Origin of the sequence: Marivibrio halodurans, from assembly GCF_017963645.1 — a bacterium.
Classification (GTDB): domain Bacteria; phylum Pseudomonadota; class Alphaproteobacteria; order UBA8366; family Aestuariispiraceae; genus Marivibrio; species Marivibrio halodurans.
This window is the reverse complement of record NZ_JAGMWN010000006.1, coordinates 1-15999: the sequence shown is the minus strand read 5'-3', so window position 1 is coordinate 15999 and position 15999 is coordinate 1. Positions and strand designations below refer to the sequence as shown.

Annotated in this window: 16 protein-coding genes; 5 read left to right on the top strand and 11 right to left on the bottom strand. The window is 66.8% G+C overall.

Translation table 11 applies throughout. The features are described 5' to 3' along the window. Positions 1-2: 2 nt before the first annotated feature. The 3 genes from KAJ83_RS13020 to KAJ83_RS13010 all read right to left on the bottom strand — a co-directional run bounded on the left by KAJ83_RS13020 (position 3) and on the right by KAJ83_RS13010 (position 2194). Positions 3-542: an NUDIX hydrolase gene (locus KAJ83_RS13020; protein ID WP_210682527.1), complete on the bottom strand. Its 540-nt coding sequence runs from the start codon at positions 540-542 to the stop codon at positions 3-5. A 177-nt stretch (positions 543-719) separates the two neighbouring features. Further along, positions 720-1133 (bottom strand): hypothetical protein, encoded by a 414-nt coding sequence (locus KAJ83_RS13015; RefSeq protein WP_210682526.1) that lies wholly within the window; start codon positions 1131-1133, stop codon positions 720-722. 35 nt (positions 1134-1168) lie between these two features. Next, entirely contained in the window at positions 1169-2194 is a 1026-nt protein-coding gene (locus tag KAJ83_RS13010) for a methionine synthase (protein ID WP_210682525.1), read from the bottom strand. Between the two features lie 570 nt (positions 2195-2764). On the opposite strand from KAJ83_RS13010, the gene KAJ83_RS13005 reads away from it, so the two are divergent. Both KAJ83_RS13005 and KAJ83_RS19755 read left to right on the top strand, forming a co-directional pair. Next, positions 2765-3922 carry an LbtU family siderophore porin gene (locus KAJ83_RS13005; RefSeq protein ID WP_210682524.1) on the top strand — a complete coding sequence of 386 codons (1158 nt, stop codon included), beginning with the start codon at positions 2765-2767 and terminating at the stop codon, positions 3920-3922. Between the two features lie 88 nt (positions 3923-4010). Continuing rightward, positions 4011-4388, top strand: coding sequence for a transposase (locus KAJ83_RS19755; protein WP_210682523.1), 378 nt, complete (start codon positions 4011-4013; stop codon positions 4386-4388). Positions 4389-4401: 13 nt separating this feature from the next. Here KAJ83_RS19755 and KAJ83_RS12995 read toward each other — a convergent pair whose 3' ends face one another. From KAJ83_RS12995 to KAJ83_RS12975, 5 genes are all read right to left on the bottom strand, one after another. Continuing rightward, positions 4402-4827 (bottom strand): EVE domain-containing protein, encoded by a 426-nt coding sequence (locus KAJ83_RS12995; protein ID WP_210682522.1) that lies wholly within the window; start codon positions 4825-4827, stop codon positions 4402-4404. Positions 4828-4859: 32 nt separating this feature from the next. After that, on the bottom strand, positions 4860-5168 hold the full coding sequence (locus tag KAJ83_RS12990) for a YciI family protein (RefSeq protein ID WP_210682521.1): 309 nt from the start codon (positions 5166-5168) through the stop codon (positions 4860-4862). A gap of 200 nt (positions 5169-5368) precedes the next feature. Next, entirely contained in the window at positions 5369-6649 is a 1281-nt protein-coding gene (locus KAJ83_RS12985; RefSeq protein ID WP_210682520.1) for an MFS transporter, read from the bottom strand. 11 nt (positions 6650-6660) lie between these two features. Next, positions 6661-7026 (bottom strand): TraR/DksA family transcriptional regulator, encoded by a 366-nt coding sequence (locus tag KAJ83_RS12980; protein ID WP_210682519.1) that lies wholly within the window; start codon positions 7024-7026, stop codon positions 6661-6663. A gap of 31 nt (positions 7027-7057) precedes the next feature. Next, entirely contained in the window at positions 7058-8428 is a 1371-nt protein-coding gene (locus KAJ83_RS12975) for an MFS transporter (protein WP_210682518.1), read from the bottom strand. Positions 8429-8660: 232 nt separating this feature from the next. Here KAJ83_RS12975 and KAJ83_RS12970 point away from each other — a divergent pair, with 232 nt between their 5' ends. Then, complete coding sequence (locus KAJ83_RS12970; protein ID WP_210682517.1) at positions 8661-9791, top strand: M14 family metallopeptidase; 1131 nt, start codon at positions 8661-8663, stop codon at positions 9789-9791. Positions 9792-9846: 55 nt separating this feature from the next. Then, positions 9847-11634 carry an SLC13 family permease gene (locus tag KAJ83_RS12965; RefSeq protein ID WP_210682516.1) on the top strand — a complete coding sequence of 596 codons (1788 nt, stop codon included), beginning with the start codon at positions 9847-9849 and terminating at the stop codon, positions 11632-11634. A gap of 9 nt (positions 11635-11643) precedes the next feature. On the opposite strand, the gene KAJ83_RS12960 is transcribed toward KAJ83_RS12965, so the two are convergent. Together KAJ83_RS12960 and KAJ83_RS12955 are read right to left on the bottom strand one after the other, a co-directional pair. After that, entirely contained in the window at positions 11644-12252 is a 609-nt protein-coding gene (locus KAJ83_RS12960; protein ID WP_210682515.1) for an anthrone oxygenase family protein, read from the bottom strand. After that, positions 12249-13130 carry an NAD(P)H-binding protein gene (locus KAJ83_RS12955; protein ID WP_210682514.1) on the bottom strand — a complete coding sequence of 294 codons (882 nt, stop codon included), beginning with the start codon at positions 13128-13130 and terminating at the stop codon, positions 12249-12251. Before KAJ83_RS12955 ends, KAJ83_RS12960 begins: the two co-directional genes overlap by 4 nt. 109 nt (positions 13131-13239) lie before the next feature. On the opposite strand from KAJ83_RS12955, the gene KAJ83_RS12950 reads away from it, so the two are divergent. Then, positions 13240-13839 carry a TetR/AcrR family transcriptional regulator gene (locus KAJ83_RS12950; protein ID WP_246484544.1) on the top strand — a complete coding sequence of 200 codons (600 nt, stop codon included), beginning with the start codon at positions 13240-13242 and terminating at the stop codon, positions 13837-13839. Positions 13840-13870: 31 nt separating this feature from the next. Here KAJ83_RS12950 and KAJ83_RS12945 read toward each other — a convergent pair whose 3' ends face one another. Beyond that, positions 13871-15346, bottom strand: coding sequence for a M23 family metallopeptidase (locus KAJ83_RS12945; RefSeq protein ID WP_210682513.1), 1476 nt, complete (start codon positions 15344-15346; stop codon positions 13871-13873). Positions 15347-15999 lie beyond the last annotated feature (653 nt).

Sequence of the window (15999 nt, the reverse complement as noted above, 5' to 3'; positions counted from 1 at the left end):
GGTCACCCGGATTCCGGGCCGGTTGTACGGGCGGCGGATGGGCGCAGCCACTGGCCGACCCTGTCCATCAGCCGAACGAGTGGCGGGTCGGCGGGCAGGGGACGGGGATGGGCCAGGAAGACCTCCAGCCCCGCTTCGTCGAATTCGTCGGACAACCGGCGCAGTAATCGCCGTAGGCCGGGCTCCGCGACCAGCGTGGCGGCCTCGGCGGGGGGCACCCATTGGATACGGCGCTCCCCGCGTTCCGGCCAATCCGCATGTTCGGTGGTCACCCGCATCGGATAGACGCTGACCGCGCAGGGTACGCGATAGCCGCTGCGAACCCGCTTGATATAGCGGTAATGGCCGATCGCGCGCGGCGCCACCTCGCCATGCACGCCGGCTTCCTCGAAGGCCTCCTGGCCGGCCATCTCGGCCAGGGGGTCGCCGGCCTTGGGCCAGCCCTTGGCCAGAATCCACCGCCCGCGCCGGCGGGAGGTGATCAACAGGAACCGCAGCCCTTCCGCATCGTTGCGATAAGGCAGTACGGAAACTTGTTGCACCGTCCTTGCCGAGAAAAACATGCCACCGCCGGTCCGCTCGCGCGGCCGCCCTGTCATCAAAGTGTTACCCAAGCGTCACATTTCATGACATATGATTCGCCCCAAGGAAACCAGCGGGGGAAACCAGCGGGGGAAACCAGCGGAGGGAAACCGGCGGGGACGAAACCGGCCGGCGATTCATTGTTCGTAGAGGTCGCACTCCCAGGCGCGGGTCAGGATATAGAATTGCGGCTCCGTATGGGCGTCCACCGGGTCCGCGCCGTCATCGGCGCGGCGCGTCCACCGGCCGTCATGCGCGACACCGGACGCCATCTGACCGTCGGGCGTGTCGTAGAGGCGGGTGATATTGAAACTCCACCCCCACCCGACGCGGGCGGAAAGCGCCGCGTCGCGCGCCGATACGCTCGGCGCGCGATAGATATACGCGCCGTCGCCGCGTGGCGCGCAGGCAATGTCGAACTCTCCCGGCGCGAGGCGCGACTCGGTCCCGATATCGGAGACCGGCCGTTCCTCCGCCGACGGGGAAGCGTGGAGGCCGCCCGCCCACGCGGGCATCACGCACCCGGCGGCCACGACCGCGGAGAGAAGCACGGCGATCCGGGTGGCTCGCGCCGTCGTTCGCGCGGTCACAGGCTTTCGCGCACCTGCCTCGCCCCCTGGGCGAGCGCGGTCAGCTTCGCATAGGCCAGATCCCGGTTCATCGGGGCCATGCCGCAATTGGTGCAGGGATAGATATTCGCGGCCGGCATGTGGCGCATCGCGTCGCGGATGACGGCCGCGACCTGATCCGGCGTCTCGACCGTGTCGCTCGCCACGTCGATCGCGCCGACCAGCACGTCCTTCCGGTCGCCGACCAGTTCCAGTACATCGACCGGCACGCGGGAACCCGCGAATTCCAGCGAGATCTGGTCGATATCGCTGCCGACCAGCGCGGGCAGAATCTCGCGATACTGCGCCCAGACCTTGCCAAGCGTCTTCTTCCAGTCGTTGTTCTGCTGGATGCCGTAGCCATAGCAGATATGGACCGCCGTCTTCTTCGCGCCCACGCCCGCGACCGCGCGGTTCAGCGCCGCCACGCCCCAGCCCGGAACCAGATGGGTGTAGGCGTTGAAGGCGGGCTCGTCGAACTGGATCACGTCGGCGCCGGCGGCGACGAGGTCGCGCGCCTCCGCGTTCAGGATATCGGCGAAGGCCATCGCCATGGATTCCCGGTCGCCATAGTGATCGTCGGCCAGTGTGTCGACGATGGTCATCGGGCCGGGCAGGGTGAATTTCAGCGTCCGACCGGTCTGCTGGCGGGCGAAGGCCACCTGATCCGCATGGACGGGCTTGGGCCGGGACAGCGCGCCGACGATCACGGGGCAATCGGCCTCGTACCGGTCGTCGCGGATGCCGATGCGGCGCTTGTTCGTGAAATCGATGCCCTCGATCCCTTCCAGGAAACCGTGGACGAAATGCTGGCGGGATTGCTCCCCGTCGCTGACGATGTCGAGGCCGCTACGCTCCTGATCGGCGATGGCGAGGCGGGTGGCGTCGCGCATCGCTTCCAGCCGCCGTTCCGGCGATTCCTGCGCCCAGGGGGCCCAGAGCCGCTCCGGCTCCGCGAGCCATGCGGGTTTCGGCAGCGAGCCGGCGAGCGTGGTTTCGAGCATTCTCGTTTCCTTCCCTGGGGCATGCACCCTGGGCATGCATGGTGTGGTGGCCGGCGGACCGGTGGGTTCGGAACGGTCGCCGGCACGCATCGGATCATGGCCGCGCGGAGTATCGCACCACCCGCGCGCGGATGACAATCGGGACCCGCGTCGCCGCACCCTCCCGTGTCCCACGCGCGCCCGCGCCGACCCGTCCTAGGACGTCTTCTGGACGGATATGCGAGAGCGCATCGGGAATTTTTTCGGCCAATCCCTTGGTTTTGCCCCAGTCCTACCAGGTATTAAGGCCTATTGCGCGTTGGAGCGATCCCGAGAGTTAGCCTGTTTTGACTTGCTAACCTTCTTTCAGAACGCGGAAGGCGGGAGGCAAAATTTAATTGCTTTCGGCCACGGCATGATATGTTATCACATCACATTCTGACGTCTGAAATTCTACGCAACCTTGCGGTGGGGCAATTTTGCGGCGTCAGGGAGTCCGAAAAAAATGAAAAGGGCAATGTAATGCAAAGGGTTAGCGCTGTTCGAAAGGTAGCTGCGGGCGTTTTTGCCGGTGGGATGATGGCCGCCACAATGGTGACCGAGGTAGGGGCCGCCGAATTGAGTACTGAGGAGCTTCTTCACAGGATCGAGGCGCAGCAGCGTCAGATCGACGAGCTGCATGCGGCGCTGACGGAAACGAAGGCGGCCGCAGAGACGGCGGCCGCAGAGACGGCGGCCGCAAAGACGGCGGCGGCTCAAGCGGCGCAGGAGCCCGCGCCGCCACCAAGTTTCCTCGACACCGTCCAGATCGGCGGTCTTGCCGAGGTCGAGTTGACCGATACCGAGGACTTTACGGGCCAGGGCGGCAACGACATCACCCTCTCGAAGGTTGAGCTGTTCGTGGATGCACAGCCGCACAAATATCTCTCGACCCATGTCCAGGCGATCTACGAAGACGATGGGAACGAAACCATAGAGCTGGACGAAGCCTTCGCCATCGTCGGCAACACGGAGGAATTTCCCGTCTTCCTGCAGGCCGGCAAATGGGCCCTGCCGTTCGGCGGCTTCGATACGGCTATGAGCAGTGATCCCCTGACACAGGATCTGGGCGAGACGAAAGAGGCCGCCGTGCTGGTGGGCGCAGAGTACCAAGGGTTCCATCTAGCCGGCTTCGGCTACAATGGCGACACGCAGAAGGCTGGCCGCAGCAATTACGTCGACCAATTCGGCCTGGCCGCCGGATACGCGGGCGAGACCGGCGACGTCACCTATTCGGCTGGTGTCGGATACATCAACAATATTGCGGATTCGGACGGGCTGACTGATGGGTTGGGCGGGGTGGCCGGTACCCTTGACCACTACGTCGCCGGGTTCGAAGGGCATGGTGAGATCGGATTCCGCGGCTTTGCGGTGCGCGGCGGATATTTGACCACGCTGGACTCGTTCGAAGCCGGCGAACTGGCCTTCAACACGCAGGGCGCGCGACCGGCTGCCTGGAATGCCGAAGCCGCCTATACGGTGCCGATCCTGACCAAGGAGGCGACCTTTGCGGCGACGGTCCAGGGAACCCGTGAAGCCTTGGCGCTCGGCCTTCCCGAACTGCGCATGGGAGGCGCGGTAACGGTCGGGCTGTTCGAACATTTATCCGTCACCGGTGAGTACCTGCACAACGAGGACTACAAGCCGTCCGACGGGGGCACCGGAAGCAGCGGCCACTCGGCGACGCTAAAACTCGCAGCGGAGTACTGACCGAAACATTGTCACGTCAACCTTGCCAACATTTTGGATGGGGGGAGGTTGGCGTGACAATACGAAAGGAAAGCAGGTCAAACTTTAGGTGCTCAACCATCTGGATTTGTGTTGTGTGTGGTGCATTGGTCTCCGCATTGAGCGGAGGTTCTGTGATGAACGCGAAGCGGTACGAACTGACAGATCGTCAGTGGGAGGGGAGTGCCGGGCTTCTGCCGGGCAAGGCAAGCGATCCAGGCCGAACGGCTTCGGGCAATCGGGTCTTTGTGAATGGCTGCCGCTGGGTACTCCGTCGGGCGCTCATTGGTGTGACCTTCCCGACCGTTACGGCACGTGGAAAACCGTCCATCGCCGGTTCAGCCGATGGTGCCATGCCGGTGTCTGGGAGCGGGTGTTCGAGGCTCTGACCGCCGACCGCGATAATCAGTATCTGATGCTCGCCGCTTCAATGATATGGATGATTTGAGTGTCGACCCGGCCTAGGGCGTCATTCCGCCCTTCTCGCGGATCATCGACCAGGCGTCGGCCGGGATCGGCATGACGGAAAGGCGCGATTGCTTGATCAGCGGCAGGTCGGCGAGCGCCGGATCGGCCTTGATGTCGGCCAGGGTGACCGGATTCGGCATCGGCTCCACCGCCTTGACGGTGACCATGCCGAAACGGCCGCTCTCGTCCGTCGGGTCGGGGTGATATTCCTCGATCACCTCGACCACGCCGACGATCCGCTTCTCGTTGACGGAATGGTAGAAGAAGGCGTGGTCGCCGATCTTCATGGCCTTCATGTTGTTCGAGGCCTGATAGTTGCGAACGCCGTCCCAGCCCTCGCCCACATCGCCCTTGGCGACCTGATCGTCCCAGGACCAGGTGCCGGGCTCCGATTTAATCAGCCAGTAGTTTCGCGCCATCTTCCCCGTTCCCGTCTATCGCGGCCGCGCGGTCAGCCGGCCGTGTCGGCGACGTTCGCGCCCTTCGGCCAGATATTCTTGTAGATGGTGATCTTGGCCATGTCGTAGACGCCCGCCTTGGTGAAGGGCTCCTCCGAGATCCAGGCGCGCGCCGCCTCGATCGAGGGGAAGTCGACGACCAGCATGCTGCCGATCGGCGTCTCGCCATCATCCGCGATCAGCGGGCCGGCGCAAAACATGTCGTCCTTCTTGGTGTCGAGATATTCCCGGTGCGCGGGCCGGATCTCGGTGCGCTTCTCGGTCATTCCAGGCGCATCGACGAGATGAAAACAGACCAGCATTGCGGCTTACTCCTCTTGTTATTCGTGGTCGCAAAAGGCGGCCCCGGCCGGAGGCACAATAGCCGACGCGGATCGGGCGCGCCCGGCCGACGGCATGCGCCGCCCGCGCGCCCGTCCCGATCGGATACCGATGATCCCGGTCCCAGGCGATTCCGGATCGACGGAAATCGACCGAAATCCAACGAGGCCGCTCGAATGTCTCAAGCGCGCGGAGCGTAACGCCCGCGGCCGGCTATTGAAAGCCCGACCCCGATCGCGGCATATCCGGCGCAGAGCAGCAGGATCGTCTCGATATCCAACCCGGCATCGATCAGGGCCCCCAGGATGAAGGGCGAGGCCGCCGTGCTGAACACCATGCAGGCGGTGGTCAGCGCCCGGATCGCGCCCAGATGCCGCACGCCATAGACCTCCGCCCAAAGCGCGGAACCGAGTGTCTGGGTCATGCCCGCGTTCGCCCCGCCGAAGATCATGAAGATCCAGACGGTCAGCGGATGGTCCCCCGTCGCCAGCACGATGCAGGCGATCACCATGCCGGGCAGGAAATAGGGCAGGGCCCGGGCCGCCCCGATCCGGTCGATGACCACGCCGTAGATCAGGCCCGCCGGCACGGTGGCGGCGGCATAGGCGACGAAGGCGGCCGAATACCAGGCGAGCGACCAGCCCTTCACCTCCACGATATGGACCTGATGGAAGAAGATGCCGGTGATGATGAAGCTCGGCGCCAACATCGCCGGCATCACGAGATGGAATCGCGGATCGCGCAGCACCTCCGCCCGTGTCCAGTGCGGGCCGCGCATGCCGCTGGGACGGGTGGCGGCGGCCGCGCGCTCGGCCTCCTCCTCGCGGGCCAGGCGCGCGACATAATCCCGTTGGCGCGCCCCGTGCCCGCCGAGCAGCGCGAGCTGCGCCGGCAGGAAACCGACCAGCATCGCCCCGGCGGCGATCAGCCACATCTCCCGCCAGCCGACGGCCGCCATCAGGGCCACGGCGGCGAGCGGGAACAGCGCCTCGCCCAGCGGATAGCCGGCCCCCGCCATGCCGATGGCGCGCCCCCGGCCGGTGGTGAAATAGCGCGCCAGGCTGGTGGCGCCGGTATGGCTGAGCAGCCCCTGGCCGAAATGGCGCAGCATGAACAGGGTGACGAGCAGCAGCGCCACGCTTTCCACCTGGCTCATCAAGGCGCAGGCGGCGGCGAGCGCCAGGATGATCGCGCTGGTCCATAGCCGTAGGTCGATGCGGTCGATCAGTTTGCCGGTCCAGATCAGCGCGCCCGCGCTGGCCAGCGTCGCGGTGGAATAGACGGCTCCGAAATCGCCATGGCCGAGGTCGAAGGTATCGCGAATCGCGCCACCGGAGAGCGCGATGAAATAGGTCTGCCCGAAACTGCTGGCGAAGGCGGCGGTAATACCGAAGCCGAGGAGCTTCGGGTCCGTGCCGAGGAACCGCCCCGTCCGGGCGGCGAGCGAGGCGGCCATGGACATCGGTCCCCCTCTCAGCCGCCGCTTCCGCCGCCGCCCGCGCAATCCACGCAGGTCGCGATCGAGGGGTCGGCGGCGAGGCGCTTCGCGCCGATCACCTCCTCGCACAGCACGCAATAGCCGTAGTCGCCGGCTTCGAGACGGTCGAGCGCCGCCTCGATCCGCTTCACCTCCGCTTCCCGCCGACGGTTCTGGGCCAGCGCCATCTCCTGCCCCTGCATCGCGTCCATGCGCGACAGGCGTCCGATGCTTTGCTGGTCGAGGGTGACGGGGCGGCGGCTCTCGGCGCTCGATTCCGCGACGGCGCGCAGTTCCGCCCGACGCGTCTCCAGCATGGCGCGCACGCTATCGGTATCGTATCGGGGGCTATCGTCGGTCATGATCCGGGAATAGCATCGGCCGTCCGGGGGATCACGCCTTCAAGGGCGTGTCCGGGCGATCGTCGTCGGGCTCGTCCGGGTCGATCGCGTCGGGCGAGCGTTCGTCGGGGGCAAGCGGCGGCTCCGGCATGTCGTCCTGCAGATCGTCGGGGGCGGGCGCGTCGGCGCTGTCCGGCCAGTCGATCTCCGGGTTGAGGGAGGCCGTGACCGGCGTCGGGTTGGCCGGCACGGCGACATAGGCGCCCTGTTCCTCCAGCGGACGGGCCGGGCGGCGGCTGATGCGGTAGATCGCGAAGAGACCGAGTATGGTTTGAAGGACCGCCAACGCCCAGAAATAGCCCCAGGGCCCGACCGAATCCATGGCCGCGGCCGCCATCATCGGCCCCATGATCGAGCCGATGCCGGTCAGCATCACCAGCGTGCCCGAGGCGCGCACCATCTGTTTCGGCGTCAGGAAATCGTTGGTGTGCGAGATGCAGAGGGAATAGAGCGGCTGGTTGAAGCCGCCGAATAGCGCCATCGCGAGATAGAGCATCCAGTCGAGCCGGTTCGTCAGCAGCGCCCCGCCGACCGCCGCCAGCGCGGCGCAGAAGGTGGTGCCGGTCAGAATCAGCCGCCGATCGAAGACGTCTGAGAGCCGGCCGATCGGCCATGTCATGATCATGCCGCCGACGAAGGCGCCCATCATGAAGATCGAGGTTTCCGGCACCGATAGGCCGGCGCGCGTCGCGTAGACCGCGCCCATGCCGAAGAACAGCCCCTGGGTGGAGCCGACCAGCAACGCGCCGACGACGCCGAGCGGCGAGGCCTGATAGAGCCGCTTGAGCGACATCGCCTCCGGCTGGTCGACGGCGGGCGCCGGGGCGGCCGACAGCAGGATCGGGATCACCGCGAAGGACATCAGCACGGAGATCAGGATGAAGGGCCGGAAACTCCATGGCGCGACCGTGCCGAGCAGCAGCGAGCCGGCCGCCGCGCCGCCCAGCATCACGATCATGTAGGCCGCCAGCAACTGGCCGCGCGTCTTGTTGGTCGCCCGGTCGTTCAGCCAGCTTTCGCACACGATATAAAGGCCGGCATAGCCGAGCCCGGTCAGGAACCGCATCGCCGTCCAGACCCAGGCATCGACATAGGCCGGGTGGATCAGGATCGTGATCGAGGTGAGCGAGGCGAGCGCCGCGAAGGTCCGGACATGGCCGACCTTCAGGATCATGTAGGGGACGAGACGGGAGCCGACGAGGAACCCGACGAAATAGCCGGTCATGATGATGCCGGTGACGGTGGCGCCGAATCCTTCGAGTTCCGCGCGCACGCCGAGCAGCGCGCTCTGTAGACCGTTGCCGATCATGATGAGCGCCAACCCGAAGAAAAGCGCCCAGGCCGAGCCTACCGCCGCCAGCATGTCGATACTCCCCAGCCGGACCCGTGCCGTCGCACCGGTCGATCCGTCCCCTTGAAACGCCGCTCCTTCGGCGCCTTATGCCTTTGGGCGCGAGGCGCAACCAATGAATTTTTTGCATTGCCCGGGGCGGGCGCATCGATACCGTGCATATCCCGTCCGTTCCCTGACCGGTTGGTCCGGCGATTCGGCCCCAACGGCTTGGTCATGAACAGCGAGGAGCGACGAACGGCCCATGCGCATCTCCGACAGTTTCGATTCCGGCAATATCCTGGTGACCGAGATCGCGGGCCCCCGCGCGCGCCTCGCGATCAAGCCCGACCCGGGCGAGGACGGCTTCTTCCAATGGTTCCATTTCCGGGTCAGCGGCGCCAAGGGCGAGGCGCTGGAACTGGTGATCGAGAATGCCGGAGAGGCGTCCTTCCCCAAGGGGTGGGAAGGGTACGCGGCCTGCGCGTCCCATGACCGGCGCCATTGGTTCCGTTGTCCGACCGACTATGCCGACGGGCGCCTGACCATCCGGGTCACGCCGGAGACGGACAGCATCTGGCTGGCCTATTTCCCGCCCTATTCCCGCGAACGCCATCACGATCTGATCGCGCGCTGCCAGGGCCGGCCGCGCTGCCGGCACGAGGTGCTGGGCCTGACCCTCGACGGCGAGGATATCGACCTGTTGACGATCGGCGAACCGGGGCCGGACAAGCAATCCTACTGGGCGATCGCCCGCCAGCATCCGGGGGAGAGCCAGGCGGAATGGTGGATGGAGGGGTTCCTCGACCGGTTGCTGGACCCGGACGACCCGGTCGCCCGGGAAATCCTGAAGGCCGGTGTCTTCCATGTCGTGCCCAACATGAACCCGGACGGCAGCCGGCGCGGTCATCTGCGGACCAACGCGGCGGGCGCGAACCTCAACCGCGAATGGGACAAGGCGAGCCCGGAGCGCAGCCCCGAGGTCCATCACGTCCTGGCGCGGATGGACCGAACGGGTCTCGATTTCTGTCTGGACGTCCATGGCGACGAGGCCCTGCCCTATGTCTTCATCGCCGGCGGTGAAGGCGTGCCGGGGTTCGATGCGCGGCAGGAAAACCTCCTCGCCCGTTTCCAGGAGGAACTCGTTCTCGCCAATCCCGATTTTCAGACGGCCAAGGGCTATCCGAAACCCGCGCCCGGCAGTTCGACCACGCTTTCCACGGCGACGAAGCAACTGACCGACCGGTTCGGCGCGCTGGCGATGACTCTGGAGATGCCGTTCAAGGACAATGCCGACGCGCCCGATCCGGTTCACGGCTGGTCGCCGGAACGGTGCCGGGCGATGGGGCGCGCGGCGCTCGACGCGTTGCACCGGATCAAGGGGGCCCTGCGCTGAACCGGCGGGGCACGGCGGACCGCGCGACATATGTCCGCATGAATGGGGGCGTGGGATGACGCTCGACCAATGCCTGATCCTCGGGCTTCTCGCCCTGTTGCTGTGCTTCTTCGCCTGGGGGCGGTGGCGTTACGATCTGGTCGCGATGGCCGGGTTGCTGGCGGGCGTGCTACTCGGTCTCGTTCCGGCAGAGGAGGCATTCCAGGGCTTCGGCCATCCGGCGACGGTCACGGTGGCGCTTGTCCTGATCCTCTCCCGCGCGCTCGCGGTCTCCGGCGCGATCGACGGGCTGGCCCGATTGGTCCAGCGGGGTTCGCGCGGCGTGCCGACCCATGTGGCGAGTCTGTCCGGCACGGCGGCGCTGCTTTCCGGTTTCATGAACAATGTGGGGGCGCTGGCCCTGTTGCTGCCGGTCGCGCTGCAATCCTCGCGCAAGGCCGGCTTCATGCCGGGACCGGTGCTGATGCCGCTTGCCTTCGCCTCGATCCTCGGCGGCTTGGTAACGCTGATCGGCACGCCGCCTAACATCCTGGTCAGCAGTTTTCGCGACGATGCGCTCGGCGAGGGGTTCGCGATGTTCGATTTCGCGCCGGTCGGCGGCGCGGTCATGCTGGTCGGCGTGCTCTATCTGGTGACGATCGGCTGGCGTCTCGTCCCGGCCGGCGACAATGCGCGCGGTGTCGCGGAGAGCTTCGAGATCGAGAATTATCTGAGCGAGGTGCGGATTCCGAAGAAAAGCGGCGCCCACGGCCGCACCGTCGCCGCGATGGAGGAGGAGGCCGGGGATATCGACATCCAGGTCGTCGCCTTGATCCGGCGGGGGCGGCGCTATGCCGTCCTGCCCCGGCATGAGCCGTTGCAGGCGGTCGATGTCCTGACCATCGAGGGCACGGCGGAGGAGATCGACCGCTTCGTCGATAAATTCGATCTGGAGGTCGCGGCCGGACCCGGCCAGGCGGCGAAGGACCTGAAAAGCGGCGATGGCGCCATCATGGAAGCCGTGGTCAGTCCCGGCGCGCGGGTCGAGGGCCGCACGGTCGAGCAATTACGCTTCGGTCCCCGCCACGGCGTCACCCTGTTGGGGCTTTCGCGCCATGGGCGACCCTATCGCGGGCGCTTGCGCAAGTTCCGCCTGCAGGTCGGGGACGTGCTGCTGTTGCAGGGGCACGCCAAGGATCTGCCGGATGTTATCGCGCAACTCGGCTGCCTGCCTTTGGCGGAGCGCGCGCTCGCGGTCGGGCGGCGCTCGAAAGGTCTTTGGGCGCTCGGTCTGTTCGCGGCGGCCGTGGCCGCGGCGGCCCTGGGCGTCGTGCCGATCACCATCGCCTTCGGGCTGGCGGCGCTGGGGGTGGTGTTGGTCGGCGTGCTCAGTCCGCGCGAGCTCTATCAGGCGATCGAATGGCCGGTGATCGTCCTGTTGGGCGCGTTGATCCCGATCGGCCATGCCATGGATACTTCCGGGGCCACGTCGTTGATCGCGACGGGCCTGATCGATTTGACCGACGGTCTGCCGGCATGGGTCCTGGTGACGGTGTTGCTGGTCGTCACCATGACGTTGTCGGATGTGCTCAACAACGCGGCCACGGCGGTGGTCATGGCGCCGATCGCCGTCACGGTGGCGCAGACGCTGGGCGTACCGCCGGACGGTTTCCTGATGGCGGTCGCGCTCGGCGCGTCCTGCGCCTTCCTGACGCCGATCGGACACCAGAATAACGCGCTGATCATGGGACCTGGAGGCTACCGCTTCGGCGATTACTGGCGGGTCGGCCTGCCGCTGGAGGCGCTGATCGTCGCGGTCGGCGTGCCGATGATCCTATGGGTCTGGCCGGTATCCGGCGGGTGATCCGCGAGATCACAACAGCGGCGCCAGCATGAAGCATAGGCCGGCCAGCGCCGAGGCCACCGTGCGCCGATGGTTCCACGCGGTCCAGCGTTCCAGATAGCGCGCCCACAGCCGCGCCGCCTCCGCCCCCGCCGGGTCGAGTGGCGCCAGTCGCTCGTTCAGCGGCACGTTGCGCAGCCCCGTGACCGCGAGGCACCCCAGAAGATAGGCCCCCGCCCCGATAAGCAGCGCGAGGCCCCGCGCCACGCCCCCATCCGCCACGCCCCCGTCCGCCACGCCCCCGTCCGCCAGGGCGAGGCCGCCGGCGACGCCGAGCCCCAGGGATACCATCCCCGTGCCGAACAGCAGCGCCATGATCGGCGCGTTCAGGACCCGCACATTGATCCGCTGCATGGCGAGGATGCCGGCGGCCGGCGGCATGTCGGCCAGCGCCCGCATGACGAAGCCCGAGAAGGCGAGGAATATCCCCGCCACCAGACCCGCGCCCAGGCCGCCGCCAATCGCCAGGAGGTCGAGCGTCGAGATATCGAGCACCGGTATATCGACGGCGGATGCATCGACGGTGGATGCATCGACGTCGGGGGCGGTGGGCGTGGCGGGAGATGTCGCGGCGCTCATGCCGCCCGCTCCCACAGGCCGGTCGCGGCGATCGCCGCCAGGGTCTCCGACACGGGCCGGGGCGGGCGCCCCAAGGCACGTTGGACGCCGTCACCCAGGCTCTCGTTCCGCCCGTCCGTCACCTCGGTCATGAGATAAAGCAGCAGATCGATCATCTCCTCCGGCAGACCGGCGGCGGTCAGGTCCGCGCGATAGCGCGCCGCCGAAATCCGCTCGAATCGGACGGGACGGCCAATCGTCGCCGAAAGAGCTTCCATCATCTCCTCATAGGAGAGAAGCGCGGGGCCGGTGACTTCGTAAAGCTGGCCTTCATGGCCGGGTTCGCTCAACGCGGCGGCCACCACGTCGGCGATGTCGTCGGCATCGATGAAGGGTTCGCGTGCCGTGCCGACCGGCAGGGTCACATGACCGGCGCGGACCGGGTCGATCAGGAAGCTTTCCGAGAAATTCTGAGTGAACCAACTTGCGCGCACGATGGTCCAGTCGCAATCCGCCGCTTGCAGGACGGCCTCCGCGCGCTGGGCTTCCGCCTCGCCACGTCCGCTCAACAGCACGAAGCGGCGCACCCCCTGGGCCAGCGCTTGCCCGACCAGGGCGCGGACCGCCTCCGGCGCGCCGGGCACGGCGAGATCCGGTTGGTAGGTGATGTAGACGGCCGAGACGCCGTCCAGGACGGCGGGCCACCCTTCCGGCCGGTTCCAGTCGAAGGGACGGTCGCCCGACCGGGAGCCCGCGCGCACCGGAATGCCGCGTCGGGTCAGGCGTTCGGCGACGCGCCGCCCGGTCTTGCCGGTGGCGCCGAGGACGAGAACCGGGGCGTGAGGGGACAGGGGCGCGGCGGACACGGGCGCGGCGGCATCGGTTGGTGAAGGGGGCATGAGGACGTCTCCAAATATGAGGAAGATTCACGTTTGCATGATCTGATAAATCCTCATATTCTCGGCGTCAATGAAAAATGATATATCCTCACATTCTGAAAAGGGCGCCATGCGTCGCCGGCCCGCGCAGAAGCGCAGTCGGGAACGGGTGGAACGTCTTCTGGAAGCGGCCGCGACATTGATCGCCGAGTCGGGCAGCGACGGTCTCCGAATGAGCGAGGTCGCCGCCCGGGCGGGTGTTCCGATCGGTTCGCTCTATCAATATTTCCCGGACAAGAGCGCGATCATCCATGCCCTGTCGGAGCGCTATTTCGCGGAAGGACGGCGGTGCGTCGAGGATGGGCTCGACGGGGTGGAGACACCGGCGGCGCTGTCCACCGCCTTCGCCGATCTGGTCGACGAATATTACGCACTCTTCAAGGCGGAGCCGGTGCTCTGCGATATTCGCACCGGAACCCAGGCCGATCGCTCACTGCAGGCGCTCGACCTGGAGGACAGCCGCGCCAACGGCGCGATCCTGGCGGCGGCGCTGAGGCGTGTCGGAAGCGGCGCGCCGGATGCGGTCCTGACGGCGGAAACCGTCCTGATCATGCATTTCGGGGAATCCGCGATGCGTCTCGCCGTCGTGACCGGCGGGGCGGAGGGGGATGCGCTGGTCGCTGCCTATAAGCGCATGGCTCTCGACCGCATCGCCCGGCTCGTGGAATAGAGCGGACGATGCGGTGGGGAGATCAACGGCCTCAGCAGGTCGCGGTGCCGGACGCCTGACAATTCGCTCCGATCGCGGCGGCGGTATCCGTCCCGCTCAGGTCCGGGGCGGTCGCGAAGCGGGCCTCGGTCTCGCGCATGACGGTCTCGAAGCGGGTCAGGTCGGCGCCGGCCAGCACCTTGCCGGTCGGTAGCTTGACGCCTTGCGGGTTCACCTGCCGGCCATCCTGATGGACTTCGTAATGCAGATGGGGGCCGGTCGAGCGGCCGGTGGTACCGACATAACCGATGATCTGTCGCTGGCGTACCCGTGTCCCCGCCTTAACCCGGCTGTCGATTCGCGACATATGGGCATAGGCGGTCTTGTAGGTGCCGTTGTGGCGGATGCGGACATATTTGCCGTAACCGCCGTTCCAGCCGGCGGCCTCGACAACGCCGTCGCCGGCGGCATAGATCGGCGTGCCGGTCGGCGCGGCGAAGTCCATGCCCTTGTGCATCCGGGTATAGCCGAGGATCGGGTGGGTCCGCTTGCCGAAGCGCGAGGAGATGCGCGCGCCGTCCACCGGCGTGCGCAGCAGCGCCTTGCGCACGCTGCGCCCCGAGGCGTCGTAGAAATCGACGAAGCCGTTCTCGTCCTCGAACCGGTAATAGCGGCGTTGCTCGCCGCGCACCGTCATCTCGGCCATCAGGACGTCGCCGGTATCGACAAGCCGGCCATCCTCGGCGCGTTGCTCCTCGAACAGCAGCGCGAACCGGTCGTCCGGCTGAATCTCGCGCTGGAAGTCGATGTCGAAGGAGAAGATATTGATCATCTCGCCCAGGATCGGCATCGGCACGCCGGCTTCCACCGCCGCGTTATAGAGGGAGCTGTCTATTGCCCCCTCGGAGCGTGACAGCCGCGTGATAACGGGCCGGTCGGTCGCGTTCGCGAGAAACGTCTTCTCGGCATCCGCCCCGACGGAGGGCGCGCGCGTGACCCGCACGGTCTTCGTCAGATCCGGGGCGAAGGTCAGTTCGCGCAACGTGGCGGGAATATCCCCCGTCGAGGGCTCTAGAAGAAGGTCGAAGGAATGGCCCGGCCTCAGCTTGCGGGGGCTATAGACCTCGGCCAATGCCTGGATCGCGCGGTGCGCTTGCGGCGGGTCCAGCCCGGCCTCGGTCAACAGGCCCATCAGCGTATCGCCGGATTCCACGGTCAGGGTCACGCGATAGGGTTCGGAGAGCAGCGCCGCATTGCTGGCCGCGTCGGAGATCGCGGCGACACGCGGGCGCTCCGGTGGCATGGGGTGGGCCGAAATCGGGTCGCCGTCCTGCGCCGGCGCGGCCAGCGCGGCATCGATGCCCGGCTCGGGCAGCAGGTTCGGCCCATTACCCGGCAAGGCGAAGTAAAGTGTCACGGCCATGAGGACCAGTCCCGCCGCCGCGGCCGCCGCGCGCAGCACCAGACGCCGCGCCGGGTTGGGTGATGGGGCGTCGAGCGAGGGGGGTGAATCAGGATGGGTTTGCATCACCTGGACTACTCCATGGGCGGTGGCTACTTCACGAGGCCGCGCGGCCGAATCGCCACCATGACCGCCCAAGGAACGACGGGGTCGGCGACGCAATCGATCGGCCGGGAGGAGGCTCGTCGTGCGAGACTCGCGGATGGGTCGTCAGGGAAATGGCACATGCCCGGCACCTCGTGGCGCGGTCAATGCTTCGCCATCCCCATCGGAGCCGGCAATAGCGCCGGATTCGTCCCATGCGCGGGTAACGACGTGCCCCTCCGTCGGTACCGCAAGCCTTATCAGATTCGTGGCGCGAAGTGAAAGGCGAAAGCGTGCGTCGCGCGCGGATCGGCATCGCTGCGGGCGCCGGCCGACGGGGACGTTCCGGGCGCCGGATAAGAGCCCGGAACCCCGGGGCTTTCGCGGGGGCTTTCGCGGCCCGCAAAAAAATCGTCATGAAAGGGTTTGACACCCCACGGCGCCGCCCGTATAAGCCGCCCCCGCAGCACGGAGCAACTCGGCGACGCGCTGCGGCGGACGGCAAAAAAAGTTCCCTCAACCGCTTGATCTTGCGGAGAAAGGGGAGTAGAAGCCGGCCTCGCTTTATCGGACATTGTTAAGAATTCGGAAGGGATATGCGGGCGGCGATGCTGTTCGGTATTTCGGGGCTGGTT